The organism is Peteryoungia rhizophila (genome assembly GCF_004912145.1).
In the GTDB taxonomy this organism is placed as follows: Bacteria; Pseudomonadota; Alphaproteobacteria; order Rhizobiales; family Rhizobiaceae; genus Allorhizobium; species Allorhizobium rhizophilum.
Genome location: NZ_STGT01000005.1, coordinates 312,219 through 338,851 on the forward strand (window position 1 = coordinate 312,219; position 26,633 = coordinate 338,851).

Here is a 26,633-nt window from a genome sequence, read left to right on the forward strand (position 1 = left end):
GGCGTATTCTCAGGCCGAGAGAGCCTTGAATTCGGCGAGGATGGCATCGCCCATTTCCACTGTGCCGACTTGGCGGCAACCTTCGGCCATGATGTCGCCGGTGCGGATACCCTTGTCGAGGACATTGGCGATCGCCTTTTCCAGGCGATCGGCCTCGGTCACCATATTGAAGGAATACCGCAGGCACATGGCAAAGGAGGCGATCATGGCGATCGGGTTGGCAACACCCGTACCGGCGATGTCAGGGGCCGAACCATGCACCGGCTCGTAGAGCGCCTTGCGCTTGCCGGTCTTGCCATCCGGTGCACCCAGCGAGGCGGACGGCAGCATGCCGAGCGAACCGGTGAGCATGGCCGCGACGTCGGAGAGCATGTCACCGAAGAGATTGTCTGTCACGATGACGTCGAACTGCTTCGGCGCGCGCACGAGCTGCATGCCACCGGCATCGGCCAGCATGTGGTCGAGCTTCACATCGGAGAACTTGTCCTTGTGCGTCGCCGTCACAACCTGGTTCCACAGGACGCCGGACTTCATGACGTTACGCTTTTCCATCGAGCAGACGCGATTGCCGCGGGTGCGGGCCAGCTCGAAGGCAACGGCCGAGATACGTTCGATCTCATAGGTGTCGTAGACCTGCGTATCGATAGCCCGCTTCTGCCCATTGCCGAGATCGGTGATGGTCTTCGGCTCACCGAAGTAGACGCCGCCGGTCAGCTCGCGGACGATGAGGATATCAAGACCCTCGACCAGTTCGGGCTTCAACGAGGAAGCATTGGCGAGCGCCGGATAGCAGATTGCCGGGCGAAGGTTGGCGAACAGTTCGAGATCCTTCCGCAGGCGCAGAAGACCGGCTTCCGGGCGCACGTCGTAGGGCACGTCATCCCACTTCGGACCACCGACAGCACCGAAGAGCACGGCGTCCGCGGCCAGGGCCTTCGCCATGTCTTCTTCCGAAATCGCCGCGCCATGCGCGTCGTAGGCGGAACCACCGACAAGACCTTCGTCCGTAACGAAGCCGGCGCCATGCGCCTCGTTCATATAGGCGATGATCTTGCGGACTTCGGCCATGGCCTCGGGGCCGATGCCATCACCGGGCAACAGGAGAAGATTGCGAGCCGTCATGGAAACCCTCCACTCAAAAAAGAAGTCGCGGCTTCTTACGCGTGGGGCAGGGCCTTTTCAAGCGAGATAGGCCGGAAACGGTACGGTCCGAGCTCTACCAAGGCCCGGATTTCACCGTTGACCGCAGGTCGGCCGCGGGTCCAAAAGAAGCGCTTCTGCCAATCGGATCCGTTTCCATGCCGCTGTCTCCGCTCCATATCGAAACTCCCCTGCTCAGAACTGCCGCCGACTATAGCGCCAGCGGCCTTCCCCTTTGGCTGAAACTCGATGCGTTACAGCCCTCCGGAAGCTTCAAACTCCGCGGCGTTGGCCTTCTCTGCCAGCATGAAGTCGCCAAGGGCGCGAAGGAAATCTTCTGCGCCTCCGGCGGCAATGCAGGGATCGCTGCCGCGGTGGCGGGCCATGCACTCCGGGTCCCGGTGACCATCGTCGTGCCCGAAACGACATCTTCGGAGGTCCGCGCCCGCATCGCGGCGACTGGCGCCAACGTGCTGGTCCATGGCTCGGTTTTCGATGAAGCGAATGCTCACGCAGTTTCACTCGCCGCCGAACGCAAGGCAGCCTATGTGCATCCCTATGATCATCCGCTGCTCTGGGAGGGTCATGCCACCTTGGTCGATGAGGTGGTGAAATCAGGTGCCGAATTCGACTGCGTCATTACCAGCGTTGGCGGTGGCGGGCTGCTGGCCGGTATCGTGGAAGGCCTGCGCCGCAACGGCCTGCGCGAGATCCCCGTTATCGCCGTCGAAACTGAAGGTGCGGCCTCACTCAATGCTGCGGTCGCAGCGAAGGAGCGGGTAACCCTGCCCGCGATCACCTCGATTGCCAATTCGCTCGGCGCGCGTCAGGTCGCCCAACATGTCTTCGATTTGCTAGATACGCACCCGATCGAAAGCGTCACGGTGACCGACGCACAGGCAGTCGCTGCCTGCCTGAAATTCGCTGATGCGCAGCGGATCCTGGTCGAGCCGGCTTGCGGCGCGGCTCTTGCTGTTGCCGACGTGCATGCCGACCTGCTGTCGCGTTTCAAGGCACCACTCATAGAGGTCTGCGGGGGGATCGGCGTGTCGCTCGCCGCCCTCGAAACATGGCGAACGCGCTTTCTATGAGGCCAAAGAAAAAGCCGGGCTCTCACCCGGCTTCATTAAATCATTGCCGACGCGTGTCTCAGGCCCAGGGGCGCTGGATAGCGTTGGACTGTTCGAAGGCCGCGATATCAGATGCCTTTTCGAGCGTCAGGCCGATATCGTCCAGGCCGTTGAGCAGGCAGTGACGCTTGAAGGCGTCGATCTCGAAGGAGATCTTTCCACCATCAGGACCGGTGATTTCCAGAGCTTCTAGGTCGACGGTAAGCACGGCGTTAGAACCGCGGCTGGCGTCATCCATCAGCTTGTCCAGATTTTCCGGGCTGACCACGATCGGCAGGATGCCGTTCTTGAAACAGTTGTTGTAGAAAATGTCGGCGAAGGACGTGGAGATCACGCAGCGGATGCCGAAATCGAGCAGCGCCCACGGAGCATGTTCGCGCGAGGAACCGCAACCGAAGTTATCTCCGGCAACGAGGATCTGCGCATTGCGGTAGGCCGGCTTGTTCAGGACGAAATCCGGGTTCTCCGAGCCGTCCTCCTTGTAGCGGGCCTCGGCAAAGAGGCCGGTGCCGAGACCGGTGCGCTTGATGGTCTTCAGGTAGTCCTTCGGGATGATCATGTCCGTGTCGACATTGACGACCGGAAGCGGTGCCGCGACACCGGTGAGCTTTACGAACTTGTCCATCAGTCTGCCTTCGATCTGGCTAATGCGGGTTGGTGTCCCGGCCATAGAGCAAAACCATGAGAAATTGAAGGAGATTCTTGCAAAGGGCAGATGCAAGGTCGCAGGATTTGCGCTGCACGCAAAAGGAACTCACCCGGAGCCGGATGAGTGACAGATCGGAGCCTTGCTCGATCAGAGATCGATGATCTTGCCCTTGCCGTCATCCCAGACGCGCATGTCGGCACGACGCTTCGCTTTGGCATAGACCGGAGCGCGCTTCGTCTTGCCCATCAGCATGCGGGCGCCGAGCGTCACTGTCAGGAGGGCTCCAATGACAAGTGTCAGCGAAACCGCGAAAGCGGCGGCGAGGCCGACAAAAGCGAGGCCGGCAATGGCATAGGCGGCGGAGCGGATGTTCTGCATGATCGTGTCCTTTCTCGACAGCCAAGGTGGTCCTTATTCTGCAGCATTGCAAGGGGCTTTCACCCAATTGTCATCTTGCGTGGTCGGCCAAAGCTTGCCAGAACTCGGCCATGACTTCAGAGGCATTATCCTTCCGCTTTCACCATCCCTCTCGACTCCGTCGTTCCGTCCTCACGGTGCCGGCGATCAACGAACGGGCACTGCAAAAAGTGACGGGCCTCGATTGCGACGCCGTGATCTTCGACCTGGAGGACTCGGTAGCCGAAGATCGGAAGGCGGACGCGCGATACAAGCTGCTGGAATTCTTGAGAAATTCCGATCTCAGGCATCGCGAATGCATCATCCGCATCAACGCAACGGAGACACCGCACTTCCGCGAGGACATGAACCTCGTTCTTGCAGCATCACCCGACGCCGTGCTTCTCCCCAAAGTCGAGGAGCCAGTGACGGTCCAGGACGTGGCGGATAGCCTCGGCGAGCACGCTGCGGCGGAAGGTCTCAGGATCTGGGCGATGATCGAAACCCCGCGCGGCATCCTCAACGCAGCGGCGATCGCCTCGTCCGGCCGGACGAGCGACAGCCGGCTCGATGCTTTCGTCGTCGGACTGAACGATCTGCGCAAGGCGACCGGCATTCCGGCCGCGCCGGGACGGACCTATCTGGTGCCATATCTGATGCAGGTCCTGCTTGCCGCACGTGCCTACGGGCTCGACGTCATCGACAGTGTTTCAAACGATTTCCGCGACCTAGAAGCCCTCTCGGCCGAATGCGCCCAGGGACGCGCCATGGGCTTTGACGGAAAAATGCTGATCCATCCGGCCCAGATCGAGCCCGCCAATCTCCATTTCGGCCCATCCGAGGCCGCAATCGCAGAGGCCCGCCTCGTGGCCGATGCCTTCGCCGACCCGGCCCATGCGGGCCTCAACGTCATCAACATCGATGGGCGCATGATCGAGCGGCTGCACGCCGAGGAGGCCGCACGCCTTCTCGCCAAGGTCGCCCTGATCACCGCCAGAAAGGACAAGCATCCATGAAAGTCTATCGTTTCCTCACCGGCCCGGACGATTCCAGCTTCTGCCACCGCGTCACCGACGCCCTGAACAAGGGCTGGGAGCTGCACGGATCGCCGAGCCACACCTTCAATGCTGCCGAGAACAAGCTGTATTGCGGCCAGGCCGTGGTGAAGACCGTGCATGGCAAGGAATATGATCCGTCGATGAAGCTCGGCGAGCAGTAGCATTTCTCCCCCCTCGCGGGGGAGAACGGAAAATCGAAGGCTTAGGCGAGCGCAAGCCGCCTAAACTTCAGATTTTCCAAGAGAGGGGCATCGTTCCGTGGGTACCCAGATCACCGAGCCCCCCTCTTGCGAAATCGGAGGTTTGGCCCTGATCGGGCCAATTCCTCGATTTCGCTTTCTCCCCCGCAAGGGGGGAGATCGACCCCGCCTCCGCCTCACGCTCCCATAGAGCGGTGAGGTCAATACAAACTGTCAAAAAACCCAAGCTTCGCCACCGGTCGGGATCACTCCCTCCGGAGGGGTTGAAACTTGTCTCGGACGAGGCGCCAGAAGCAACCTGTCTAAGTAGTTTTATGTGGCTCCTTCCGGCGCCCCGTTCGGCGTTTATTCCCGCTGCATGCGTCTCTCTGGCAAGGCGGCGACGGTCTTCGGGACCTTCGTCCCAAAGAATGACCGGGCGCGGGTCCGGCTACAGCGTCATACGAGATGGCGCTTCAGCCTGGCCGGTGGCCCGGGAGGTTCCCGCCGGATGGTGCACCAATCCGACCGGGACCCTCGCCCGGGGGATGAGGCTTTGGTCATTTGCGACTTAGCCCGCATCCCCGCCGTTTGTTTCGCCCCACCGCCTGGTATGTTTGCGACGGCGTGGGCGCCTTGTCTGTGTGCCTCTGAGGCACGTCCTTCCGATCAGGGTATCCGGTGAAGAGGGCATCCGTCCCCTTCACCTTCGTACCAGCCCCTCGTCCGGAGGGAGACCGTTGCAGCGGGCCGGGAACTCACACCTGCGACAGTGCTCACCTCCGGCGCCGGCCCCGCCTCGCCTGACATCGCATCGTCAGGTGTATCCGAGGGCGGGACGGGGACTAGGGTAAGGGCGTGGAAATGGGCGGGGATGACGACCTTCTGGGGTGGATCAAGGTATTCTCCTCAGACGTTGTGCGATGGAGACTGAAGAGGAGGATACTATTCGCTCCCCTCACACTCCGTCATCCTCGGGCTTGACCCGAGGATCCAGTCACAAGCCATGCCAACTACGAACGGGGGAAAACGTCTCGGCCTTCGACAGGCGCAGAGAGCGGATGAGGGGCCAAAGCATCCATCGCCTTCCCCATTGATTCGCGTCTCCGACAGGCGTAAAAGGCGCTTGTTCCGTGGTGATTTGGCCGGCCGGCTTGCAGCCACGTAAAATAAGTCGCTAAAGGGCCGAGGCGAGTTCGAAGACTTTCCGAGGACCGGTGGCGATATCCAAGCCGCCGGTATTTTTGTTTCCGCGGTCTCGAACCGTCGTGACAAGGAAAGTCGAGAGTAATATGCCGATCAGGATCCCCGATACGCTGCCCGCCTTTGAAACCCTCGTGCACGAGGGCGTCCGGGTGATGACCGAAACCATGGCTATCCGCCAGGACATTCGCCCGCTGCAGATCGGCCTGCTCAACCTCATGCCGAACAAGATCAAAACCGAGGTCCAGTTCGCGCGCCTGATCGGCGCTTCGCCACTCCAGGTCGAACTGACGCTGGTCCGCGTCGGTGGCCACAAGGCCAAGAACACGCCGGAAGAGCACCTCCTCTCCTTCTACCAGACCTGGGACGAGGTGAAGCACCGCAAGTTTGACGGCTTCATCATCACGGGCGCCCCGATCGAGACCCTACCCTTCGAGGAGGTCACCTATTGGCCGGAACTCGAGCAGATCCTCGATTGGACCGAGACCAATGTGCATTCGACCATGAATGTCTGCTGGGGCGGCATGGCTGCGATCTATCACTTCCACAAGGTGCCGAAGCATCCGCTGAAGGAAAAGGCGTTTGGCGTTTATCGCCACCGCAACCTTGCGCCGTCCTCCGTCTATCTCAATGGCTTTTCGGATGATTTCCAGGTGCCCGTCTCGCGCTGGACGGAGGTTCGTCGCCAAGACATCGAGAAGGTGCCGGAGCTCGAGATCTTGCTGGAATCCGACGAGATGGGCGTGTGCCTGGTGCAGGAGAAGCGCGCGAAGCGCCTCTTTATGTTCAATCACGTCGAATATGATTCGACCTCGCTGGGCGACGAGTATTTCCGCGACAAATCGGCCGGCATCCCAATCAAGCTGCCGCACAACTACTTCCCGCACAACGACGATACGCTCGCCCCGCTCAACCGCTGGCGCGGTCACGCGCATCTCCTGTTCGGCAATTGGATCAACGAGATTTACCAGATGACGCCCTACGACCTGAATGAAATCGGCAACGGCGTGACGCGCTAAAGCCTGCTTCATCGAGGCCGTTTTTGTCGGGACAGCCTCTCCGCTCTGTGACAGGATGCGGCCGCCGATAAACCGAGCCTATCCTGTTCGATGTTCCTGCCGTTTTTCCTGCGCCTGAAAGAAGAGAAGGTTCCCGTGACACTGCGGGAATATCTCGCGCTGCTGGAAGGCCTGCAGGCGGGGTTAGTCGACTTCGATCCGGAGGGCTTCTACTATCTAGCCCGTACCACGCTCGTGAAGGACGAGCGCTTCATAGACCGCTTCGACCGAGTCTTTTCGGAGACCTTCGGCGGCATCCTGAGCGAAGGCGCGGCAGACGGCGTCGATGCGCGTGCCATTCCCGATGACTGGCTGCGCAAGCTCGCGGAAAAGCATCTCTCGGATGAAGACAAGGCGCTGATAGAAGCGCTCGGCGGTTTCGACAAACTGATGGAAACGCTCAAAGAGCGCCTCGCCGAGCAGAAGGAGCGCCACCAGGGCGGCAACAAGTGGATCGGCACGGCCGGCACCTCGCCCTTCGGCGCCTATGGCTACAATCCCGAGGGCGTGCGCATAGGCCAGGACGAAAGCCGACACCGGAAAGCGGTGAAGGTCTGGGACCAGCGAGAATTCCGCAATCTCGACGATCGCGTCGAACTCGGCACCCGCAACATCAAGGTGGCCCTACGCAGGCTACGCCGCTTCGTGCGCGAAGGCGCCACGGAAGAGCTCGATCTCTCCGGCACGATACGGTCGACGGCGGAACATGGCTATCTCGACGTGAAAACCCAGCCTGAGCGTCGCAATGCCGTGAAGCTCTTGATGTTCTTCGACATCGGCGGCTCGATGGACGATCACGTTCGCGCGGTCGAGGAGCTGTTCTCGGCGGCGCGCTCCGAATTCCGGCACATGGAATACTTCTACTTCCACAATTGCCCCTACGAGCGAGTCTGGAAGGACAATCAACGGCGTCATGCCGATACCATGCCGACTGAAGACGTCATCAGGACATTCGGCGCGGACTACCGCCTGATCTTCGTCGGCGATGCCGCGATGAGCCCCTACGAGATCACGCATCCAGGCGGTTCGGTCGAGCACTGGAACACCGAAAGCGGTGCGGCCTGGCTGACGCGGCTCACAGACCACTTCCGGCGGCATCTGTGGATCAATCCCCTGCCGGAGACACGCTGGGACTATACGATGTCGGTCGGCCTGATTCGAAACCTGATAGGCAACCGAATGCATCCGCTGACGCTCGGTGGCCTGGAAGCCGCCGCCCGCGAACTGGCGCGGTGATCAGAAGACATAAGACGACAATGATAAGAGGCGAGGAAACGACGCAATGACGAAAACGGTGTTTGGCGTGATGCCAACGGGAGAAGCAGTCGAAAAGGTTGTCCTGAAGGGAGGCGGCCTCACCGCCTCGATCTTGACCTTTGGCGCTGTGTTGCAGGATCTGCGTCTGGAAGGCCACGACGCACCGCTGGTACTCGGCTTCGAGGATCTCGCCAGTTATCTCGATCATTCGCCCTATTTCGGCGCGACGCCCGGTCGCTGTGCCAACCGGATAGGCGATGGCCGCTTCACGCTGGATGGCACCGCCTACCAGCTGGAGCTCAACGAAAAAGGCGTCAGCCATCTGCATGGCGGCTCAGACGGCATGGGGCGCCAGAACTGGACGATCCTGGATCACGGTGCGGATTTCGTCGTGATGGAGATCGCGGATCCGGAAGGCCGAGCCGGCTATCCGGGCACGACGCGCACCCGCGCCACCTTCGCGCTGAAGGCCGGCGGTGCTTTCTCTGCCCTCTATGAAACGGTCACGGACAAGCCGACGATCGCCAATGTCTGCCACCACGCCTATTTCAATCTCGATGGCCGTCCCGACATTCTCGGTCATGACCTGATGATCGCGGCTGATCACTATACCCCCGTCGACGACCGACTGATCCCGACCGGCGAGATCCGCCCCGTCGAGAACACGGCCTTCGACTTCCGCGAGATGCGACCGATCCGACTGGCCGTGGATGGGGAGCAACTCGGCTACGACCATAACTTCTGCTTTTCCAGCACCCGTGTGGCCAAGCGCAGTGTTACGCTGGCGCGCAGTGTCAACTCGGGGCTCACAATGGAGATCCTGACAACGGAGCCGGGCGTGCAGTTCTACGCCGGCGGCAAGGTGGCACCCGCCGTTCCCGGCCTCGAAGGCCGCCGCTATGGCGCCTTTGCCGGTTTCTGCATGGAAACACAGGTCTGGCCGGATGCGATCAATCACCCGAACTTCCCGAACGCGGTCCTGCGGCCCGGCGAAGTGCTGCGCCAGGAAACGGACTACGTGTTTTCGAGGGCATGATTTCAGAAAAGCTGTCGACTGCAGGATGTCCTGCAGTCGGTCGTATACTGGAAACGATCAGGCCGCATTGGCTTGGATCGTGACAAAGTTACCATTCTAGGAGGAGAAAATGGAGCGGGTGAAGCGATTCGAACGCTCGACCCCAACCTTGGCAAGGTTGTGCTCTACCCCTGAGCTACACCCGCTCATAACCTCGATCCTGGGGTAGTGTCTGGATCGTGGGCCGTCCGTCTTGCGGCGACGGGCGCTATATGGCCCAACCGATTTTTAAATGCAACAGGGAAATGACGGATCGGTGCGAAAAAAAATCGATCACACAGCAAGAGACTGAGAAAGCACAGCTTTTGCGGGGTTTTTGGCCACAGGAAAGATTGCAGGATGTCGGTCATGGGCCTATGGCTCAAAAGAAATCCAGATACATGAGCCATCCGATCACCGGACAAATCGATGCGAGGCCCCATGATGACGCCGAAAACGCCAGACGATCTCTTCCGCTTCCTGGATGAGTTGGGAATAGCGCACAAGACGAAGTCCCATCCGCCCGTCTTCACCGTGGCGGAATCGGTCTCGCTGCGTGATGAAATCCCCGGCGGTCACACGAAGAACCTCTTCATCAAGGATAAGAAGGATCAATTCTTTCTCCTGACTGTCGAGGAAAACGCCTCCGTCGACCTGAAGACCGTGCACACAATCATCGGTGCGGCGAGCAAGGTCTCCTTCGGCAAGCCGGAAAAGCTGATGGAGTATCTCGGCGTGGTGCCCGGGGCGGTGACCGCCTTCGGCGCGATCAACGATACGGGCAAGAACGTCACCTTCGTGCTCGACAAGGACCTGATGGAGCACGAGGTCATCAACTGCCACCCGCTCTCCAACGACGCTACGACCTCGATTGGCCGCGACGATCTGGTCCGCTTCATGGAAGCGACCGGTCACACGCCGCTTGTCTTGAAAGTCACGGCCTGACATACGATCTTAACGGCAATGACGGCGGCCACCTTGAGGTCGCGAAACAGGCGGGAGATGCACGATGAGCGAATACGGCAACCCTTACGGCGGCTATGGCAATCAGACCATGACAGCCAAGGCCCAGTTCAATGGCGCTCCCGAAGGTTCCGCACCCGCAGCAGACCTGATCAAGGACACGACGACAGCGAATTTCGCCCGCGACGTCATGGACGAATCGCGCAATCAGCCGGTTCTGGTCGATTTCTGGGCCCCCTGGTGCGGTCCGTGCAAGCAGCTGACACCGATCATCGAAAAAGCGGTCACCGAAGCTGGCGGGCGCGTGAAGCTGGTCAAGATGAACATTGACGACCATCCGTCGGTCGCCGGCCAACTCGGCATCCAGTCGATCCCGGCCGTGGTTGCCTTCATCGACGGACGACCGGCTGACGGTTTCATGGGCGCGTTGCCGGAGAGCCAGGTCAAGGCCTTCATCGACAAGGTGGCAGGCCCCGCTGGTGCCGATCAGGCGGCAGAGATCGCAGCTGTCCTGGAAGAAGCCACCGGCCTGCTGGCGACTGGTGACATTGATGGCGCGGCCCAGCTTTTCGCAGCCATCCTGCAGGCGGACCCGGACAACACACAGGCCATCGCCGGTCTCGCAGACTGCATGATCGGGGCCAACCAGCATGAGCGGGCACGCGAACTGCTGACCCAACTGCCTGAGGAGCTGGCCAAGGCGCCAGAGGTGCAGGCACTTCTCAAGCGGCTCGACCAGATCGACGAAGCGCGCAAGCTGGGCGACCCTGTGGCACTTGAGCACACGCTGTCGCTCAATCCCGACGATCACGAGGCGCGCATGAAGCTGGCCAAGATCCGCAATGTCGAAGGACGTCGCGAAGAAGCGGCCGAGCATCTGCTTCTGATCATGAAGCGTGATCGAACCTTCGATGACGATGGCGCACGCAAGCAGCTGCTGCAGTTCTTCGAAGTCTGGGGTCCGAAGGAGCCGGCAACCGTTATGGCGCGTCGCAAGCTCTCGTCGATCCTTTTTTCGTGAGCCGCCACCGGCCTTGAGTTTTGGCCGGCGCGACCCAGATAGAAGCAGGAATGAACACCGGATCTTCCGGACAGGATGTGCTTCGATGCAAGTGGGAAATGCCCGATATCTGACAGCCGAGGACCTCCCCGAGACGGTCCCGGTCTTTCCAATCTCCGGCGTGCTGTTGCTGCCCGGCGGACAACTTCCCCTCAACATCTTCGAGCCGCGCTATCTGGCGATGTTCGATGCGGCCATGGCCGGCAACCGCCTGATCGGAATGATCCAGCCTGCCATGTCGGAAGTGCACGCCAACATCCTGCCAGAACGCCCACAGCTTGCGCCCGTCGGTTGCCTGGGACGCATCACCTCATTCACCGAGACTGGCGACGGCCGTTACATCATCTCGCTCGCCGGCGTCTGCCGTTTCCGGCTGATGGATGAAGTGACGACCAGCAAACCTTTCCGCAGCTTCCACATCGCACCCTTCGTCGCCGACCTCACAACAGCCGACGACGAGGCGCATGTGGATCGCGCCGGACTGCTGGCCGCCTTCAAGGCCTATCTAGAAGCCAACAAGCTGGAAGCGGATTGGGAGAGCGTCGAGCGCGCCTCGAACCTGACCTTGGTGAATTCGCTCTCGATGATGTCTCCCTTCGGGCCACCAGAGAAGCAGGCGCTGCTGGAAGCACCGGATCTCAAGACCCGTGCTGAAACCCTGATCGCCATCACCGAAATCGTGCTCGCCCGAACATTCGGCGATGTCGACACCATGTTGCAGTGAGCGAATGGCCGACAATCCGACCAGCCTCGTCGACCCCAAGATGCTCGAACTTCTGGTGTGCCCGCTGACGCAGGGCACCCTCAAATGGGATCGCGACAAGAACGAGCTTGTCTCGGAAAAAGCGAGACTGGCTTATCCGATCCGCGACGGGATCCCGATCATGCTGGTGTCGGAAGCACGGAAGCTCGAAATGCCGACCTGAAACGGGCCGGCAAACGATCTCATTCAAATCAAGACAAGTTGCTCAGATGCTCTGCCCGCCCAGCAGGCGTGGCCGATCTCGACCGGACGTCCCTGCCGCTTCGCGGATGAAATAGCTCTTCAACCCCGGAATGCGATCGACCACGCCCAGCCCGAAGTCACGCATGACCCGGATCGGCGTCATGTCGTTGGAGAACAGGCGATTGAGCACGTCTGTCGTAACCCCCATGCGGAACGTGTCGAACCGGCGCCAGATCTGATAGCGCTCGAGCACATTCACTGAACCGATATCTAGCCCCAGCCGGTCTGCCTCCACGACCGTTTCGGCGAGTGCTGCAACATCCTTGAAACCGAGATTGAGCCCCTGGCCCGAAATCGGATGGATGCCATGGGCGGCATCACCTGCGAGCGCCAACCTGGGCGCGATGAACGCACGGGCAAGCGTCAGGCCGAGCGGAAATGCACGGCGATCCGGGGTCGCCCGAATGGTCCCCAACTTGTGCCCGAAGCGCCGTTCGAGCTCTGCTTCGAAGACGAGGTCGTCGGAAGCAACGAGCCTGTCTGCATCCTCGGTGCGTTCGGTCCAGACCAGCGAAGACCGTTTTCCCTTGAGCGGCAAGATGGCAAACGGACCGGCCGGCAGGAAGTGCTCCTCGGCAACGCCTTCATGCGAACGCTCATGTTCAACGGTGGTGACGATGCCGGACTGGCCATATTGCCATGTCACTGTCTTGATGCCGGCGAGATCGCGCAGCTTGGAGCGCACGCCGTCACAGGCAACGACGAGCCGCGATGAAATGACGCTGCCGTCGGAAAGGGTCAGTTCGGCGCTCGGCCCCGTGTCGCGGAAACCGGTGGCGCGCAGCCCGTGGCGGATGGTGATTCCGCGCTCAGTGCAGGCGTCCCTCAAAGCCGCAACCATGCTGACATTCGGGATCATGTGCGCGAAGGGGCGACCATCCTCGATGGCACCATCGAAGGTCAGGAATACGGGACGAACTGGATCGGACGTCTTGGAATCCGTGACGATCATCCGGTTGATCGGCTGTGCGTCCGGCTCGATCCGGTCCCAGAGGCCGAAAACATCCAGCATCTTGGTGGCGGCAGCGATGATGGCAGACGCCCGCAGATCCTTCTTCCAGACCTCCTCGGGTGCAGCCTCCACGACTTCGATCGCGAGGTGCGGCGCGGCCTGCTTGATCGCAACGGCTGCGGAGAGACCGACATAGCCACCGCCGACGACGAGTACATCCAGCATGGCGAATTCCTTTGTTCTTGTAGACCTGATGACACCTATATAGATCAGCCTTGAACGGGTGCCTACAAGCGGAGCAATGCATTATGTCGCAGCCATCAGGCCAGACCAGACCCATGCAGGACCTGATCGAGCGTCTCGATCTGGAAAAGCTGGAGGAAAACCTGTTTCGCGGCAGCAGCCCTCAAAACGGCTGGCAACGGGTCTTCGGCGGCCTTGTCATCGCTCAGGCGCTGATGGCCGCGCAACGCTGCGTCGATCCGGACCGCATCGTCCATTCCCTCCATGCCTATTTCATGCGCCCCGGCGATCCGTCGATTCCGATCGTCTACCAGGTCGAGCGCATCCGGGACGGTTCGTCCTTCACCACCCGCCGCGTGGTCGCGATCCAGCACGGAAAGGCGATCTTCTCCATGTCCGCGTCCTTCCAGGTGGAAGAGCCAGGCTTCGACCATCAGGTGGCGATCCCTGATGTCCCCGGGCCTGAAACGCTGATGGGTGAAGCAGAATTCCGCGCCGCCTTCCTCGCCAAGGCGCCCGACACGGTGAAGAAGTATTGGGGCCGCGAGCGCCCAATTGAGATCCGTCCGACATCCCTGACGCATTATCTGTCACGGGAGAAGCTGGAGCCCGAAGCCCATATCTGGGTGCGCGCTTCGGGACTGGTGCCGGATGACCGGCATTATCAGGCAGCGATTCTCGCCTATCTCTCAGACATGACCCTGCTCGATACCTCGCTTTATGCGCACGGCACCTCGATCTTCGATCCAGAACTGCAGGTGGCGAGCCTCGACCATGCCATGTGGTTTCACCGGCCCTGCCTGCTGGACGACTGGCTGCTCTATACGCAGGACAGCCCGAGCGCCGCCGGAGCACGTGGCATGACCCGTGGCAGCATATTCACCCGGGACGGCAGGCTGGTTGCCTCGGTGGCCCAGGAGGGCCTGATCCGCAAACGGGCAAATGACTAAAGAAGTATCATTTTTTCTTTTCTGCATATTTTTTATGCGCACATTGCGCATTCATTTGCCCGTTTATTAGCTTTGCTTCTCAGAGCCTTTACATTTCAATAACTTATAGAGAATTTTGAATCTGGCACGCCTTTTGAATGTCACTCGTCAGTCGCTGCGCGAATAGTTCTTGCCGGCGGCAAGGAGAGTCGGCTCCGAGCCGAGGACAAGCAAAGGATGGGAAACCAGATGAAGATTGTGATGGCTATCATCAAGCCGTTCAAGCTGGACGAGGTACGCGAGGCCTTGACGGCTGTGGGGATCCAGGGACTGACCGTGACCGAGGTCAAGGGCTATGGTCGCCAGAAGGGGCACACTGAAATCTATCGCGGCACCGAATACGCCGTCAGCTTTCTGCCGAAACTGAAGATCGAGATCGCCGTCTCGTCCGAACTTGCCGATAAGGCCGTCGAAGCGATCGCTTCCGCTGCCAAGACCGGCCAGATCGGCGATGGCAAGATCTTTGTCTACGCGATCGATCAGGCCGTGCGCATCCGCACTGGCGAAACCAATACCGAAGCTCTGTAAGAACGGCTGTTAGGGGAGTTGTTACTGATGTCATTTGCCAAGTTGAATTCCAATCTCGTGCGCCTTGGCGCCGCGTCGGCAGCCCTGCTGGCGCCGGTTGTCGCCTACGCACAGGAAGCCGCGCCGGCCGCCGCGGAAGCAGTTGCCGCCGCACCGGTTCCGGACAAGGGCGATACCGCCTTCATGTTCCTCTGCACGATCCTCGTGCTGTTCATGCTCATCCCGGGCCTCGCCCTGTTCTATGGCGGCCTCGTTCGCGCCAAGAACATGCTCTCCGTTCTCATGCAGTGCACGGTCATCGGCTCGACCATCATGCTCGCCTGGGTCATTTACGGCTATTCCTTCGCCTTTGGCGGCTCGGAAAGCGCTTACTTCGGCGGCTTTGCGAAGCTGTTTCTCTCCGGCGTCACGCCGGACAGCACCGCGGCGACTTTCTCTGACGCCGTCATTCCGGAATACATCTTCATCATGTTCCAGATGACGTTTGCCGCCATTACCCCGGCGCTCATCGTTGGCGCCTTTGCAGAACGCATCAAGTTCTCCGCATCGGTTCTCTTCTGCCTGCTCTGGGTCACCTTCGTCTACTTCCCGATCGCCCACATGGTCTGGGATGCCAACGGCCTGATCTTCGGCTGGGGCGCACTCGACTTCGCCGGTGGTACGGTCGTGCACATCAATGCCGGCGTCGCTGGCCTGATCGGCGCAATCATGCTCGGCAAGCGCACTGGCTACGGCAAGGACATGATGGCTCCGCACTCCATGACCCTCACCCTGGTCGGTGCAGCCATGCTCTGGGTCGGCTGGTTCGGCTTCAACGCCGGCTCCAACCTGGAAGCCTCGGGCGGTGCGATGCTCGCAACCGTGAACACCTTCATCGCCACCGCAGCAGCCGTCGTCTCCTGGTGCCTGGTTGAAACCTTCACCCGCGGCAAGGCTTCCATGCTCGGCGCGGCATCTGGCATGATCTCCGGCCTCGTGGCGATCACCCCGGCTGCCGGCATCGCCGGTCCGATGGGTGCCATCGTCATGGGTCTCATGGTATCGCCGCTCTGCTACTTCTTCGTCGCAGTCGTGAAGAACAAGTTCGGCTATGACGACACCGCCGACGTCTTCGGCGTTCACGGCATCGGTGGCCTCTTCGGCGCCATCGCCACCGGCGTCTTCGCCTCCGCCTCGCTCGGCGGCATCGGCTATGCTGAAGGTGTGACCATGGGTGGCCAGGTCATGACCCAGATCTACGCCGTCGTCGTCACCCTCCTGTGGTGCGGTATCGGCTCCTTCATCCTCTACAAGATCGTCGACATGGTGGTTGGCCTGCGCGTCACGGTCGAAGCCGAACGCGAAGGTCTCGACCTCGCTTCGCACGGCGAAGCAGCCTACCACAGCTGAGATCCATAGGGTCTTTCACATCCAAATGCGGCAGCGCCCGGGTCTCATCGCCCGGGCGTTTTTTGTCGGATCCGTGGGCAGCATTGCCCACTGCATGGTTAATGCACCATTAACCCTCCATCCTGTAGGGTGCCGAGTGGCGATCCCGGTCTGCACCCGGGAGTCCGAAAGCATCAGCGCAACAGGACGGACAGATATTTCATGAGCAGAGGCCATTCCGCAGCACTTCCGGAGCACTCCACCCGCTCCGCGTTGTCAGCGTTCCTGTTCCGACAGTTTTTCGCCCTGAGCGGCTTCGCAGTCTTTCTGTTGCTGATCCTCGCCGTCGCGGCATTGGCCACCTGGAACGTGTCGGACCCCAGCCTCTCCTATGCGACGGACAATCCGCCGACGAACATCCTTGGTCTGCCAGGTGCGGTCTTTGCCGACCTGATGATGCAGTTCTTCGGTCTGGGCAGCCTGCTTGCCCTGCTTCCGGTCCTCGCATGGTCCTTCGCGCTGATTGGCGGACGCCGGTTGAGCCGCATTCCCGCGCGCCTCGGCGCTTGGGTCGCCGGCGCGCTGGTTGCGGCAGCCGCAGTCGGCTGCTTTCCGCCACCCTCCACCTGGCCCCTTCCCAGCGGCACCGGCGGCGTCTTCGGCGACCTCATCCTGCGATTCCCCGCTTTGTTCATCGGGGCTTATCCGACGTCGACATTCGCCATGGTACTCGGCACCATTCTCGCAGTGCCGGCAACATGGCTCATGCTGTTTGCAGCCGGCGCCATCGGCAAGCCCGCGGAAAATCTCAACGACGAAGAGCCCGTCGCCCCGATCGCGCGCATCAAGCCAAAAACGCCTCCTTTAGACGAAGACGAAGAGGACGACGAAAGAGAAGGCCCGATCGCCTTGATGATGGGGGCAGTCGCTCACAACTGGTACACGACACGTGCCCGTATCCGCCGGCTGTTCGGACTGAAGTCGAGCGAACGTCGCGACCGCGATTTCGAACAGCCTTATGATTTCAACGATGACGAATTCGGCACGCTGAACGAGCCCGTCCGGGCAAAGGCGCCGCCGCTCAATGCTCGCGTCGAACCATCCCTGGACGGAGCAAGCATTCGCTCGCCGGGCCGATCCATCGTCTCACCCCCACCGATGTCCGCCGCGGGCTTCGACGACGAGGATGACGATTTCGATCTGGACGAAATCCCACGTCCGGCCGGGATTCTGCCGGACGACGGCATGCGCTCGACGCCGACACGCGCAATAGGCGGGTCGCCACGTGTTGTCGCTGCGGCTGCGCGCCCAAAGCCTGGAGCCCGTGTCGATCGCGATGCTCAAGGATCGCTGCTGCGCCCGGAAGGCTTCCAGCTGCCCTCGGTCCATCTTCTGGCCGAGCCGCGCGCTGTCGCACGTGACGCCACGCTCTCCGCGGAGGCGCTCGAACACAATGCCCGCTTGCTCGAAGGCGTTCTCGACGACTTCGGCGTGAAGGGCGAGATTATCCATGTCCGCCCGGGTCCCGTCGTGACACTCTACGAATTGGAGCCGGCGCCGGGCATCAAGTCCTCCCGTGTCATCGGCCTTGCAGATGACATTGCCCGCTCAATGAGTGCGATTGCAGCGCGCGTCGCTGTCGTGCCCGGCCGAAACGCGATTGGTATCGAACTTCCGAACCAGACCCGCGAGACAGTCTATCTCCGCGAACTCATCGCCTCGCGCGATTTCGACGGCAACAAGGCAAAACTCGCCATGGCACTCGGCAAGACCATCGGCGGCGAGCCGGTGGTAGCCGACCTCGCAAAGATGCCGCATCTGCTCGTCGCGGGTACCACCGGCTCGGGTAAGTCAGTTGCGATCAACACCATGATCCTGTCGCTGCTCTACAAGATGACACCGGAGCAGTGCCGCCTGATCATGATCGATCCGAAAATGCTCGAACTCTCCGTCTATGACGGCATCCCGCATCTGCTTTCTCCGGTCGTGACCGATCCGAAGAAAGCCGTGGTGGCGCTCAAGTGGACCGTCCGCGAGATGGAAGAGCGCTACAAGAAGATGTCGAAGATCGGTGTCCGCAACATCGACGGCTTCAACGCGCGCGTCGCACAGGCGCTCGAAAAGGGCGAGGTGCTCACCCGCACCGTTCAGACGGGATTCGACCGCCAGACCGGCGAGGCGATCTACGAGACGGAAGAATTCGACCTGCAGCCCCTGCCCTACATCGTCGTGATCATCGACGAGATGGCCGACCTGATGATGGTCGCCGGCAAGGATATCGAAGGCGCGGTGCAACGGCTTGCCCAGATGGCGCGTGCGGCAGGCATCCATGTCATCATGGCAACGCAGCGTCCCTCGGTCGACGTCATCACAGGCACGATCAAGGCGAACTTCCCGACCCGCATTTCCTTCCAGGTTACCTCGAAGATCGACAGCCGCACGATTCTCGGCGAACAGGGCGCGGAACAGCTGCTCGGCATGGGTGACATGCTCTATATGGCCGGCGGTGGACGCATCCAGCGTGTCCATGGTCCCTTCGTCTCCGACCACGAGGTCGAGGAGATCGTCGCCTATCTGAAGACGCAAGGATCACCGCAGTATCTGGAAGCGATCACCGTCGATGACGATGAAGACGGGGAGGACGGCGGCGGGCCGGTTGGCACGGGCAATCTGGGCGAATCCGATGATCCTTATGACCAAGCCGTTTCCATCGTGCTGCGGGACGGCAAGGCATCGACCTCTTATGTCCAGCGACGCCTTGGCATCGGCTATAACCGTGCTGCCTCGCTGATCGAGCGCATGGAGAAGGAGGGCATCATCGGCCCTGCAAACCACGCCGGAAAACGTGAAATCCTGGTACCGACAGAGGAGTGAGCGGCCATACCGGTTCCGTCATGGAACAACAGGGCCGCGGGACGAGTTGCCGCAGCAGCACTGGCATGCATGGCCATGAAGCCGCCGCCTTTTTCGGCGAGACCGTGAGCATATGAAGGAGTACCGCATGATTGACAAAACCGAACGCGATGTCCGGATGCCGGTGATGGCCAGCCGTCGCCAGTTCGTCCTTGGGACCGCGGCTATAATGGCTTGCGCGGCCATGCCCTTTCCGAGCTTCGCGGCCACCGGTCCAGCCCAACAGATTGCCGACCACTTCTCCAGCGTGAGGACCATGATGGGCGAATTCGTCCAGTTCGGTCCGCGCGGCGAACAGACCGGCGGCAAGTTCTTCATTCAGCGTCCCGGCAAGCTGCGCTTCAACTACGAGCAGCCGTCTCCGATGCGCGTGATCTCGGACGGCAAGAACGTGGTCATCGGCAATACCAAGCTGAAGACCTGGGATCTCTATCCGCTGAACAAGACGCCGTTGAGCCTGCTGCTGTCCGAACGCATCGACCTCAGCAACCAGATGGTCCGCGATGTTAGACAGGAGGCCGACCTGACGACGATCGTGCTCGGTGACCGGACCATCTTCGGTGACTCGACCATCACCCTGATGTTCGACCCGAAGAGCTTCGAACTACGCCAGTGGACAATCACAGACGTCCAGAAGAAGGACACCTCGGTGATGATCTTCAATGTCCAGAACGGAGTTCAATTCGATCCGAGCGTCTTCGAGATCCCCTACGCCGAAGTGCACGGCCAGAAGCGCGGCGGCTAAAGAAAAACCGTTCCAATTGTGGAGAAAGGCGGCTGACCGGAACGGTGCAGCCGCCTTTTTCTGTTCATCCGCGTCGGAATCCCCTAAACACGCGGGAGAATTCGGAAGGCTGGCGAAATGACACTCTCGGTTACCACTTGGAATATCAATTCGGTGCGTCTGCGCCTGCCGATCGTCGAGGACTTTCTCAGGCGGGAAAACCCGGACATCCTGTGCCTGCAGGAAATCAAGTGTCAGAATGAACAGTTTCCAGCTGCCGAAATCGCGGAACTCGGCTATTCCAACATCGTCATCCACGGCCAGAAGGGCTACCACGGTGTGGCGATCTGCTCGAAGCTGCCTTTGACGGAAGACCATCGCCAGGACTATTGCGGCGTCGGCGACAGCCGCCACATTTCGGCGATCTTTGAATGGGCCGGACGGCGCATTCGCCTGCACAATTTCTACGTCCCCGCCGGCGGCGACGAGCCAAACCGCGACGTGAATCCGAAGTTTGGACACAAGCTCGATTTCGTCGAGGAAATGAAGGCGCTTTCGGCGGAGGCGGAACCGAATACGGGCTCGATACTCGTTGGCGACCTCAACATTGCCCCGCTCGAGCATGACGTCTGGTCACACAAGCAGATGCTCAAGATCATCAGCCATACGCCGGTTGAAACCGACGGTTTGCTGGAAGTCATGCGGCAGGGCAAATGGGTCGACCTGATGCGTCAACATGTGCCGGATACGGAAAAACTTTACACTTGGTGGAGTTACCGCGCGAAGGACTGGGCGGCAGCCGACCGGGGGCGGCGCCTTGATCACATCTGGTCCTCGGCAGATCTTGCGCCGCTTCTGGAAAGCGTCGCCGTCCTGAAGGAAGCGAGAGGCTGGACCCAGCCGTCCGATCATGTGCCTGTAACAGCACGCTTCAAAGCACCATAGCCTGCTATAGACACTATACTGTCTAACTGAATCGCGGAGCGAGCGCTTCCGAGCCTTCGATGAGGGCTGCCAGGGATTGCTTGATGCGACTTTCGACCTGACGCGCCATTTGCGGATATTCCTCCAGCAAGCGGTGGAACAGGGCGCGGGTGATGCGAATGACGTCGACGTCTGCCGCTGCGACGGCCGTGTATTTTCGCTCCACCATTGTGACGAGCGCGAGTTCCGACAGCATAACGCCAGGCCCGACGCGCGTCTCCAGATGCGGCTTCCCATCTCGCCCGATCACATAGAGCTCGATATCGCCCCGGGCGACGACATAGGCGCATTCCGCCGGCGCCTTCTCGCGGAAGAGCGCCTGTCCGGCGGCAACCTGCCGATGCTCCGCACCAAATGCAATAAGCCTGAGCTGATCATTGTCGAGGCCTGAAAACAACGGCAGGGCGGCCAGGAGCTCGATATCGTCGCTGAGTGCCATTGCGTGTTTCCCTTGCTGCGCATGGGCTGGTCATGATGCCCACAGGCTGAGATGCATAACGCAAAACGGGGAGAGTGACGACCCGCTGGCCATCCTCATCCCCGATATCGTGTGCAGGGCGTGGACCGTCAGGGGACGATCTTGTAGCCGCCGTTTTCCGTCACCAGGATTTCCGCGTTGGACGGATCGCGTTCGATCTTCTGGCGCAGACGATAGACATGCGTCTCAAGCGTATGCGTGGTGACACCGGAATTGTAACCCCACACCTCTTCCAGGAGGACATCGCGCGTCACGACCTTCTGCCCGGCACGGTAGAGATAGCGGATGATCGCCGATTCCTTTTCTGTGAGCCGGATCTTCTTGCCGTCCTCGGTGGTCAGCAGTTTCTGGCTCGGCTTGAACAGATAAGGACCGACGCCGAATGTGGCATCTTCGCTCTGCTCGAACTGGCGCAATTGCGCACGGATACGGGCAAGCAGGACTGCGAAGCGGAACGGCTTCGTCACATAGTCGTTCGCACCGGCTTCGAGCCCGAGAATGGTATCGGAATCTGTGTCATGCCCGGTCAGCATGATGACCGGGGATTTGAACCCACCCTTGCGCAGGAGCTTGACCGCCTCACGACCGTCCATGTCGGGAAGGCCGACATCCATGATCATCAGGTCGACCTGCGCCGACTTCGCGGTCTGCATTGCGCGGGTGGCATTGCTTTCCTGAAGGATCGAAAACTCCTCATAGAGCGAGAGCTGCTCGACCAGGATCTGCCTCAGATCATCGTCATCATCCACCAGCAGAATGGTCCGCGTCGTCATCCGTCATCCTTCCAGAATGGTCAATTGGCGAGGACCTTGCTGGCCCCCGTCACCGCATGTAAGCCTAACTCGCAGCTCTTTAAGGGCCAAGAATACAACAATATTCACGAACAAGGCAAAAAGTCGTGACCAAGAGGCCGAAAGCGCCGATCAAGATTGGAAGGACGATCAGCCGTCTGGTCGTTCGGCCCGCCCCGCGGGACCAGAGAAAGGCGATTCTGCAGGCCGGACACCTGGCGATTCCCGCCGCCTTGGGTCGCAGTGGACGCACCAGCCGGAAACGGGAAGGCGATGGCGCGACACCGATCGCCACCATGCCGCTGCTCTTCGCCTATCGACGGGGTGACCGCGGCCCATGGACAGCCACCTCGCTACCCATGCGCATATCGCAGCCCAACATGCTCTGGTGCGATGACGTCAACGACCCGAATTACAACCGCCCCGTCCGATCCCCTTTCCATCCGAGCCATGAAAAGCTCCAACGCGAAGATGAACTCTACGACATTTGCATCGTTCTTGATTGGAACCTGCGCAGCCGGAAGCGGAAATGTGGCTCCGCAATCTTCTTCCACATAGCAAGGCCGGGCTACACACCGACGGAAGGCTGCGTAGCGATCAGCCCCCGCGACATGCGCCGGCTGCTGCCCCTTCTGAGCCCCAAGACGGTGCTTCAGGTTCTCTGATGAAGCCTTCAGGGATTTTGGAAAGGCCGCCTCTTTCATCGAGCGCGAGCACGCCTAGATATGGAAATGCGACCAGCGCGTCCTGCGCTCCCTCGTCGCCACCATCGATTTCGCGCCAAGCGCCCCGCCTTCCCGATTCGGAGAGTTCGACAATGACAGACCAAACCCATATTGCCTTGAACGACGGCGCTCGTATTCCCCAGGTGGGTCTCGGCGTTTGGCAGACCCCTAATGACGAGGCGGCCCCGGCCGTGAAGGCCGCCCTGGACGCCGGTTACCGCCATGTCGATACGGCTGCCGTCTACGATAACGAGGAAGGCGTCGGCGAGGGCATTCGCCAGTCCAGCCTGGCGCGCTCGGATATTTTCTTGACGACCAAGCTCTGGAATACCGAACAGGGCTACGACCAGACCCTGCGGGCCTTCGATGCGAGCCTGAAGCGCCTGGGGACCGACTATGTTGATCTCTACCTCATTCACTGGCCGTCGGCGCATCGCGGGCTCTTCGTCGACACCTGGAAAGCCTTCGTGAAGCTGAAGGAAGAAGGGCGTGCGAAGTCGATCGGCGTGTCGAATTTCTACCCCGAGCATATCGAAAAGATCGTCGCCGAGACGGGCGTCGTCCCGGTCATCAATCAGATCGAACTGCACCCGGACTTTCAGCAGCGCGAAACGCGGGCCTTTCACGAAAAGCACAAGATCGCGACGCAGTCGTGGAGCCCACTCGGTCAGGGCAAGCTGCTCGGCCATCCGTTGATCGCTGAAATCGCGAGCAAGCTCGGTCGGACGCCGGCTCAAGTGATCATCCGCTGGCATATCGACAACGGCCTGGTGGTCATCCCGAAGTCGGTCACGCCGGCGCGCATAGTCGAAAACTTCAAGGTCTTCGATTTCAAGCTCTCCGCGGAAGATCTGGAAAAGCTCAACGGTCTGGATAATGCAGGCGCCCGCATCGGTCCGGATCCGAAGACAGCCACGTTCTGATTCACGTGTAACACAACAGCAAGCTGATCTGCGGGAGCCGCGTCCGACCCTGGATGCGGCTCTTTCGTTGACGCCGTGACTGAGTGGCCATTATTGCGGAATCACCGGATAGAAGTCCTTTTGCAGCCGGAGCCCGAGAAAAAAGCCATCGCCTGGCCAGCCTCCTTTGAAACGGAAATGCGCAGATGGGCCTTGCTGCGGGGTCGGTGGTCCTTGCCAGCACGGAACAAGATGTGACAGTCTGCGCTGCCACAATTCGGGAGATTTCCATGCTATTCCGCCGCGCTGTCCTTGCCGGTCTGTCCGCTCTTGCCCTGCTGCCACTGGCCGCTCACGCCAACGACCTGCCAGACCTCGGCGGCAAGGCCGTCGTGATCGTGACCGAAAACGCCTACCCGCCGCTGCAGTTCGTTGATCCAAAATCGGGCCAGCAGATCGGCTGGGAATATGACGCGATGAACGAGATCGCCAAGCGGCTGAACTTCAAGGTCGAATACCAGAACACGTCCTGGGACGCGATGATCCAGGCCGTTTCGGACGACCAGTACCAGATCGGCATGACCGGGATCACCATCAAGGAAGACCGCAAGGAAAAGGTCGACTTCTCCGATCCCTACATGCGCTCGGAGCAGTTCATGCTCGTGCGCGGTGACGAGAGCCGTTTCACCGACGGCAAGAGCTTCGCAGAATTCGAGGACGGCCTCGTCGGCGCGCAGCCGGGCACGACGCCGTTTTATACCGCCGTCTACGAGATCCTCGACGGCAATGAGCAGAACACGCGTATCAAGCTGTTCGAAACCTTCGGCGCCACGGTGCAAGCGCTCAAGACCGGTGACGTCGATGTCGTTCTGACGGACGGCACTGCCGGCAAGGGCTATGTCGACGCCTCGGAGGGCGGCCTGAAGCTCATCGGCGGGCCACTCGGCTCGGAAGACTTCGGCTTCATCTTCCCGAAGGGCTCCGACCTCGTGGAACCCGTCAATGCCGCGATCGCGGCCATGAAGGCCGACGGCACGCTCGACGCGCTCAACAAGAAGTGGTTCCTCGATTACAAGATGGGTGAATGAGCCAGATCCGTCCCTGCGACCTGAAGGCGGGTGACTGATGGCATTCCAGACCCTTCCCCAGGGGAATGAGAAGGGCGACCGGCCTTGGTGGCTGGTCACCTTCCTGATTCTGGCGATATCCCTCGCCGCCGTCATTTTTTTCAGCGATCTTTATGCCCAGGTGTTCAACACCGTAGCCAAGGGTCTTTGGGTCACAATCTTTGTCACGCTGGTTGGCTTTGCCCTTGCGACGGCGCTGGGTCTCCTGATTGCACTTCTTGGCATGTCCGACAGCGTGGTCCTGCGCCAGATCGCCCGCTTCTACGTGGAAGTGGTCCGCGGCATCCCGATCCTGGTTCTATTGTTTTACATCGCCTTCGTCGGCGCGCCTGCCTTCGTGGCGCTCTACAACCTATTGACGACCCCGCTCATTTCCGCCGGCCTGACCGACCCCATGGTCGTGCGCGACGTATCGCTGATGTGGCGCGCCGTAATCGCACTGACGATCGGCTATTCCGCCTTCATTGCGGAAATCTTCCGGGCTGGAATCCAGTCGATCGACAAGGGGCAGATCGAGGCAGCCAAAGCGCTGGGCCTCAGTCGGAGCCAGCGCTTCCGCCTAGTGGTCTTCCCGCAGGCGATCCGCGTGATCTTCCCACCGCTTTCGAACGATTTCGTCGCGATGGTGAAGGACTCGTCCCTTGTCTCGGTGCTCGGCGTCGCAGACATCACCCAGATGGGCAAGGTCTATGCCTCGGGATCTTTCCGCTTTTTCGAGACCTACTCGATCGTTGCTTATGTCTATCTCGTTCTGACGATTGGACTGTCGATCCTTCTGAGAGGATTCGAGAAGCGGATGCGCACACGCACCCGCAACTGACAGACGAGTTCAATACTGTTCCGGCACATACATCTCCAGCGGCACCGGCTGGCGAATGTAATCGTCGTTTCGCACACGGGCCGGTAGCTCGACCGTCTCCTTTGGCACATGTTCGTAGGGCACCTGTGACAGGAGATGAGCGATCATGTTGAGCCGCGCCTTCTTCTTGTCGACAGCCTGCACCACCCACCAGGGCGCCTCGCGGATATGCGTCCGCTCCAGCATCTCCTCCTTGGCCCGGGTGTAATCCTCCCAGTGCACCCGGCTTTCGAGATCCATGGGCGAAAGCTTCCATTGCTTTAAGGGATCGTTGATGCGCATGCGGAAGCGAAATTCCTGCTCCTCGTCTGTGATCGAGAACCAGTATTTGACCAGAATGATCCCAGAACGAACTAACATGCGCTCGAATTCCGGGACCGAGCGGAAGAACTCCTCCAACTCGTCGGGTCCGCAAAAGCCCATCACACGCTCGACACCAGCTCGATTATACCAGGAGCGGTCGAACAGAACCATTTCGCCGGCCGTCGGCAGATGCTGGACGTAACGCTGGAAATACCATTGGCTGCGCTCGCGCTCGGTGGGTGCCGGCAGTGCAACGACCCGGCAGACGCGCGGATTGAGCCGCTGTGTGACCCTTTTGATCGCACCGCCCTTGCCAGCAGAGTCACGCCCTTCGAACAGCACGACCATCTTCAGTTTCTTGTATTGAACCCAGTCCTGCAGGCGTACCAGTTCATGCTGGAGGCGAAAGAGTTCGCGGAAGTAGATCTTCCGGTCGATCATGGGCTCGGACATGCCGTCGGCAACGAGCTGGTCGAGCCGATCCTCGTCCAGTTGCTGCTCCAGCTCCTCGTCGAAACTGTCGAGGAGTTCGGTCTTGATGCGGTGGATCTCTTCGTTCATGGCGCGGGTTCCCATAGGGCGTGCGATACTGAC

Annotated in this window: 27 protein-coding genes, 1 tRNA gene and 1 riboswitch; of the genes, 20 read left to right on the top strand and 8 right to left on the bottom strand. The window is 60.5% G+C overall.

From position 1 onward, the window contains the following. Window positions 1-9: 9 nt before the first annotated feature. A complete protein-coding gene (gene leuB / locus E9677_RS20485) occupies window positions 10-1,122 on the bottom strand; it encodes a 3-isopropylmalate dehydrogenase (RefSeq protein WP_136559907.1) in 1,113 nt (370 codons plus the stop codon). Between the two features lie 176 nt (window positions 1,123-1,298). On the opposite strand from leuB, the gene E9677_RS20490 reads away from it, so the two are divergent. After that, the gene (locus tag E9677_RS20490) at window positions 1,299-2,231 is read left to right on the top strand and encodes a pyridoxal-phosphate dependent enzyme (protein ID WP_136559908.1); all 933 of its coding nucleotides are present in this window, start codon (window positions 1,299-1,301) and stop codon (window positions 2,229-2,231) included. A gap of 58 nt (window positions 2,232-2,289) precedes the next feature. Here E9677_RS20490 and leuD read toward each other — a convergent pair whose 3' ends face one another. Continuing rightward, entirely contained in the window at window positions 2,290-2,895 is a 606-nt protein-coding gene (gene leuD / locus E9677_RS20495) for a 3-isopropylmalate dehydratase small subunit (protein ID WP_136559909.1), read from the bottom strand. A 171-nt stretch (window positions 2,896-3,066) separates the two neighbouring features. Further along, on the bottom strand, window positions 3,067-3,297 hold the full coding sequence (locus tag E9677_RS20500; protein ID WP_136559910.1) for a hypothetical protein: 231 nt from the start codon (window positions 3,295-3,297) through the stop codon (window positions 3,067-3,069). Window positions 3,298-3,407: 110 nt separating this feature from the next. Between E9677_RS20500 and E9677_RS20505 the strand changes: the two genes are divergently transcribed. The 5 genes from E9677_RS20505 to E9677_RS20525 all read left to right on the top strand — a co-directional run bounded on the left by E9677_RS20505 (window position 3,408) and on the right by E9677_RS20525 (window position 9,106). Further along, complete coding sequence (locus E9677_RS20505; protein WP_136559911.1) at window positions 3,408-4,331, top strand: HpcH/HpaI aldolase/citrate lyase family protein; 924 nt, start codon at window positions 3,408-3,410, stop codon at window positions 4,329-4,331. Then, window positions 4,328-4,534, top strand: coding sequence for a DUF1737 domain-containing protein (locus tag E9677_RS20510; RefSeq protein ID WP_069042784.1), 207 nt, complete (start codon window positions 4,328-4,330; stop codon window positions 4,532-4,534). Before E9677_RS20505 ends, E9677_RS20510 begins: the two co-directional genes overlap by 4 nt. A 1,141-nt stretch (window positions 4,535-5,675) precedes the next feature. Then, a riboswitch (SAM riboswitch) is annotated at window positions 5,676-5,753 on the top strand. Between the two features lie 91 nt (window positions 5,754-5,844). After that, entirely contained in the window at window positions 5,845-6,774 is a 930-nt protein-coding gene (metA, locus tag E9677_RS20515; RefSeq protein ID WP_136559912.1) for a homoserine O-acetyltransferase MetA, read from the top strand. Between the two features lie 90 nt (window positions 6,775-6,864). Then, window positions 6,865-8,049: a vWA domain-containing protein gene (locus tag E9677_RS20520; RefSeq protein ID WP_136559913.1), complete on the top strand. Its 1,185-nt coding sequence runs from the start codon at window positions 6,865-6,867 to the stop codon at window positions 8,047-8,049. A gap of 46 nt (window positions 8,050-8,095) precedes the next feature. Continuing rightward, window positions 8,096-9,106 (top strand): aldose epimerase family protein, encoded by a 1,011-nt coding sequence (locus E9677_RS20525; protein WP_136559914.1) that lies wholly within the window; start codon window positions 8,096-8,098, stop codon window positions 9,104-9,106. A 110-nt stretch (window positions 9,107-9,216) separates the two neighbouring features. On the opposite strand, the gene E9677_RS20530 is transcribed toward E9677_RS20525, so the two are convergent. Continuing rightward, window positions 9,217-9,291, bottom strand: a tRNA-Gly gene (locus tag E9677_RS20530). Between the two features lie 274 nt (window positions 9,292-9,565). Between E9677_RS20530 and E9677_RS20535 the strand changes: the two genes are divergently transcribed. The 4 genes from E9677_RS20535 to E9677_RS20550 all read left to right on the top strand — a co-directional run bounded on the left by E9677_RS20535 (window position 9,566) and on the right by E9677_RS20550 (window position 12,073). Next, window positions 9,566-10,069 carry a prolyl-tRNA synthetase associated domain-containing protein gene (locus tag E9677_RS20535; RefSeq protein ID WP_408014755.1) on the top strand — a complete coding sequence of 168 codons (504 nt, stop codon included), beginning with the start codon at window positions 9,566-9,568 and terminating at the stop codon, window positions 10,067-10,069. A 64-nt stretch (window positions 10,070-10,133) separates the two neighbouring features. Beyond that, window positions 10,134-11,108: a thioredoxin gene (trxA, locus tag E9677_RS20540; RefSeq protein ID WP_136559915.1), complete on the top strand. Its 975-nt coding sequence runs from the start codon at window positions 10,134-10,136 to the stop codon at window positions 11,106-11,108. An 85-nt stretch (window positions 11,109-11,193) separates the two neighbouring features. Further along, window positions 11,194-11,871, top strand: a complete 678-nt coding sequence (locus E9677_RS20545; RefSeq protein WP_136559916.1) for an LON peptidase substrate-binding domain-containing protein — start codon at window positions 11,194-11,196, stop codon at window positions 11,869-11,871. A gap of 4 nt (window positions 11,872-11,875) precedes the next feature. Beyond that, complete coding sequence (locus E9677_RS20550) at window positions 11,876-12,073, top strand: Trm112 family protein (RefSeq protein ID WP_136559917.1); 198 nt, start codon at window positions 11,876-11,878, stop codon at window positions 12,071-12,073. 42 nt (window positions 12,074-12,115) lie between these two features. Here E9677_RS20550 and E9677_RS20555 read toward each other — a convergent pair whose 3' ends face one another. Further along, the gene (locus tag E9677_RS20555) at window positions 12,116-13,360 is read right to left on the bottom strand and encodes a ubiquinone biosynthesis hydroxylase (RefSeq protein WP_268960319.1); all 1,245 of its coding nucleotides are present in this window, start codon (window positions 13,358-13,360) and stop codon (window positions 12,116-12,118) included. Between the two features lie 53 nt (window positions 13,361-13,413). Here E9677_RS20555 and tesB point away from each other — a divergent pair, with 53 nt between their 5' ends. From tesB to E9677_RS20585, 6 genes are all read left to right on the top strand, one after another. After that, window positions 13,414-14,298 carry an acyl-CoA thioesterase II gene (tesB, locus tag E9677_RS20560; RefSeq protein WP_136559919.1) on the top strand — a complete coding sequence of 295 codons (885 nt, stop codon included), beginning with the start codon at window positions 13,414-13,416 and terminating at the stop codon, window positions 14,296-14,298. A 216-nt stretch (window positions 14,299-14,514) separates the two neighbouring features. Next, complete coding sequence (locus E9677_RS20565) at window positions 14,515-14,865, top strand: P-II family nitrogen regulator (RefSeq protein ID WP_076396987.1); 351 nt, start codon at window positions 14,515-14,517, stop codon at window positions 14,863-14,865. Between the two features lie 27 nt (window positions 14,866-14,892). Further along, window positions 14,893-16,254: an ammonium transporter gene (locus E9677_RS20570; RefSeq protein WP_136559920.1), complete on the top strand. Its 1,362-nt coding sequence runs from the start codon at window positions 14,893-14,895 to the stop codon at window positions 16,252-16,254. Between the two features lie 201 nt (window positions 16,255-16,455). Further along, window positions 16,456-19,107 carry an FtsK/SpoIIIE family DNA translocase gene (locus tag E9677_RS20575; RefSeq protein ID WP_136559921.1) on the top strand — a complete coding sequence of 884 codons (2,652 nt, stop codon included), beginning with the start codon at window positions 16,456-16,458 and terminating at the stop codon, window positions 19,105-19,107. Between the two features lie 112 nt (window positions 19,108-19,219). Beyond that, window positions 19,220-19,891, top strand: coding sequence for an outer membrane lipoprotein carrier protein LolA (locus tag E9677_RS20580; protein WP_136559922.1), 672 nt, complete (start codon window positions 19,220-19,222; stop codon window positions 19,889-19,891). A 117-nt stretch (window positions 19,892-20,008) separates the two neighbouring features. After that, window positions 20,009-20,815 carry an exodeoxyribonuclease III gene (locus E9677_RS20585; protein ID WP_136559923.1) on the top strand — a complete coding sequence of 269 codons (807 nt, stop codon included), beginning with the start codon at window positions 20,009-20,011 and terminating at the stop codon, window positions 20,813-20,815. A 22-nt stretch (window positions 20,816-20,837) separates the two neighbouring features. Here the strand turns inward: E9677_RS20585 and E9677_RS20590 are convergent, their stop codons facing one another. Both E9677_RS20590 and E9677_RS20595 read right to left on the bottom strand, forming a co-directional pair. Further along, the gene (locus tag E9677_RS20590) at window positions 20,838-21,293 is read right to left on the bottom strand and encodes a cyclic nucleotide-binding domain-containing protein (protein ID WP_136559924.1); all 456 of its coding nucleotides are present in this window, start codon (window positions 21,291-21,293) and stop codon (window positions 20,838-20,840) included. Between the two features lie 128 nt (window positions 21,294-21,421). Further along, window positions 21,422-22,105, bottom strand: coding sequence for a response regulator transcription factor (locus E9677_RS20595; RefSeq protein WP_136559925.1), 684 nt, complete (start codon window positions 22,103-22,105; stop codon window positions 21,422-21,424). Window positions 22,106-22,230: 125 nt separating this feature from the next. Here E9677_RS20595 and E9677_RS20600 point away from each other — a divergent pair, with 125 nt between their 5' ends. The 4 genes from E9677_RS20600 to E9677_RS20615 all read left to right on the top strand — a co-directional run bounded on the left by E9677_RS20600 (window position 22,231) and on the right by E9677_RS20615 (window position 25,697). Next, window positions 22,231-22,788: a L,D-transpeptidase family protein gene (locus tag E9677_RS20600; protein WP_205910178.1), complete on the top strand. Its 558-nt coding sequence runs from the start codon at window positions 22,231-22,233 to the stop codon at window positions 22,786-22,788. A 152-nt stretch (window positions 22,789-22,940) separates the two neighbouring features. Beyond that, window positions 22,941-23,771, top strand: coding sequence for an aldo/keto reductase (locus tag E9677_RS20605; protein ID WP_136559926.1), 831 nt, complete (start codon window positions 22,941-22,943; stop codon window positions 23,769-23,771). Window positions 23,772-24,040: 269 nt separating this feature from the next. Continuing rightward, window positions 24,041-24,838: a transporter substrate-binding domain-containing protein gene (locus E9677_RS20610; RefSeq protein ID WP_136559927.1), complete on the top strand. Its 798-nt coding sequence runs from the start codon at window positions 24,041-24,043 to the stop codon at window positions 24,836-24,838. A gap of 37 nt (window positions 24,839-24,875) precedes the next feature. After that, complete coding sequence (locus tag E9677_RS20615; RefSeq protein WP_136559928.1) at window positions 24,876-25,697, top strand: amino acid ABC transporter permease; 822 nt, start codon at window positions 24,876-24,878, stop codon at window positions 25,695-25,697. Between the two features lie 9 nt (window positions 25,698-25,706). Here the strand turns inward: E9677_RS20615 and ppk2 are convergent, their stop codons facing one another. Beyond that, window positions 25,707-26,600, bottom strand: a complete 894-nt coding sequence (gene ppk2, locus E9677_RS20620) for a polyphosphate kinase 2 (RefSeq protein ID WP_136559929.1) — start codon at window positions 26,598-26,600, stop codon at window positions 25,707-25,709. Window positions 26,601-26,633 lie beyond the last annotated feature (33 nt).

Coding starts and splice junctions, on each gene's coding strand:
- E9677_RS20520 (WP_136559913.1), top strand. CDS start 6,865: ATGTTCCTGCCGTTTTTCCTGCGCCTGAAAGAAGAGAAGGTTCCCGTG.
- E9677_RS20570 (WP_136559920.1), top strand. CDS start 14,893: ATGTCATTTGCCAAGTTGAATTCCAATCTCGTGCGCCTTGGCGCCGCG.
- E9677_RS20610 (WP_136559927.1), top strand. CDS start 24,041: ATGCTATTCCGCCGCGCTGTCCTTGCCGGTCTGTCCGCTCTTGCCCTG.
- trxA (WP_136559915.1), top strand. CDS start 10,134: ATGAGCGAATACGGCAACCCTTACGGCGGCTATGGCAATCAGACCATG.
- leuB (WP_136559907.1), bottom strand. CDS start 1,122: ATGACGGCTCGCAATCTTCTCCTGTTGCCCGGTGATGGCATCGGCCCC.
- E9677_RS20510 (WP_069042784.1), top strand. CDS start 4,328: ATGAAAGTCTATCGTTTCCTCACCGGCCCGGACGATTCCAGCTTCTGC.
- E9677_RS20505 (WP_136559911.1), top strand. CDS start 3,408: ATGACTTCAGAGGCATTATCCTTCCGCTTTCACCATCCCTCTCGACTC.
- E9677_RS20580 (WP_136559922.1), top strand. CDS start 19,220: ATGAAGGAGTACCGCATGATTGACAAAACCGAACGCGATGTCCGGATG.
- E9677_RS20585 (WP_136559923.1), top strand. CDS start 20,009: ATGACACTCTCGGTTACCACTTGGAATATCAATTCGGTGCGTCTGCGC.
- E9677_RS20615 (WP_136559928.1), top strand. CDS start 24,876: ATGGCATTCCAGACCCTTCCCCAGGGGAATGAGAAGGGCGACCGGCCT.
- E9677_RS20565 (WP_076396987.1), top strand. CDS start 14,515: ATGGGAAACCAGATGAAGATTGTGATGGCTATCATCAAGCCGTTCAAG.
- E9677_RS20605 (WP_136559926.1), top strand. CDS start 22,941: ATGACAGACCAAACCCATATTGCCTTGAACGACGGCGCTCGTATTCCC.
- tesB (WP_136559919.1), top strand. CDS start 13,414: ATGTCGCAGCCATCAGGCCAGACCAGACCCATGCAGGACCTGATCGAG.
- metA (WP_136559912.1), top strand. CDS start 5,845: ATGCCGATCAGGATCCCCGATACGCTGCCCGCCTTTGAAACCCTCGTG.
- E9677_RS20525 (WP_136559914.1), top strand. CDS start 8,096: ATGACGAAAACGGTGTTTGGCGTGATGCCAACGGGAGAAGCAGTCGAA.
- E9677_RS20590 (WP_136559924.1), bottom strand. CDS start 21,293: ATGGCACTCAGCGACGATATCGAGCTCCTGGCCGCCCTGCCGTTGTTT.
- E9677_RS20490 (WP_136559908.1), top strand. CDS start 1,299: ATGCCGCTGTCTCCGCTCCATATCGAAACTCCCCTGCTCAGAACTGCC.
- E9677_RS20550 (WP_136559917.1), top strand. CDS start 11,876: ATGGCCGACAATCCGACCAGCCTCGTCGACCCCAAGATGCTCGAACTT.
- E9677_RS20535 (WP_408014755.1), top strand. CDS start 9,566: ATGATGACGCCGAAAACGCCAGACGATCTCTTCCGCTTCCTGGATGAG.
- E9677_RS20595 (WP_136559925.1), bottom strand. CDS start 22,105: ATGACGACGCGGACCATTCTGCTGGTGGATGATGACGATGATCTGAGG.
- E9677_RS20500 (WP_136559910.1), bottom strand. CDS start 3,297: ATGCAGAACATCCGCTCCGCCGCCTATGCCATTGCCGGCCTCGCTTTT.
- E9677_RS20545 (WP_136559916.1), top strand. CDS start 11,194: ATGCAAGTGGGAAATGCCCGATATCTGACAGCCGAGGACCTCCCCGAG.
- leuD (WP_136559909.1), bottom strand. CDS start 2,895: ATGGACAAGTTCGTAAAGCTCACCGGTGTCGCGGCACCGCTTCCGGTC.
- E9677_RS20575 (WP_136559921.1), top strand. CDS start 16,456: ATGAGCAGAGGCCATTCCGCAGCACTTCCGGAGCACTCCACCCGCTCC.
- ppk2 (WP_136559929.1), bottom strand. CDS start 26,600: ATGAACGAAGAGATCCACCGCATCAAGACCGAACTCCTCGACAGTTTC.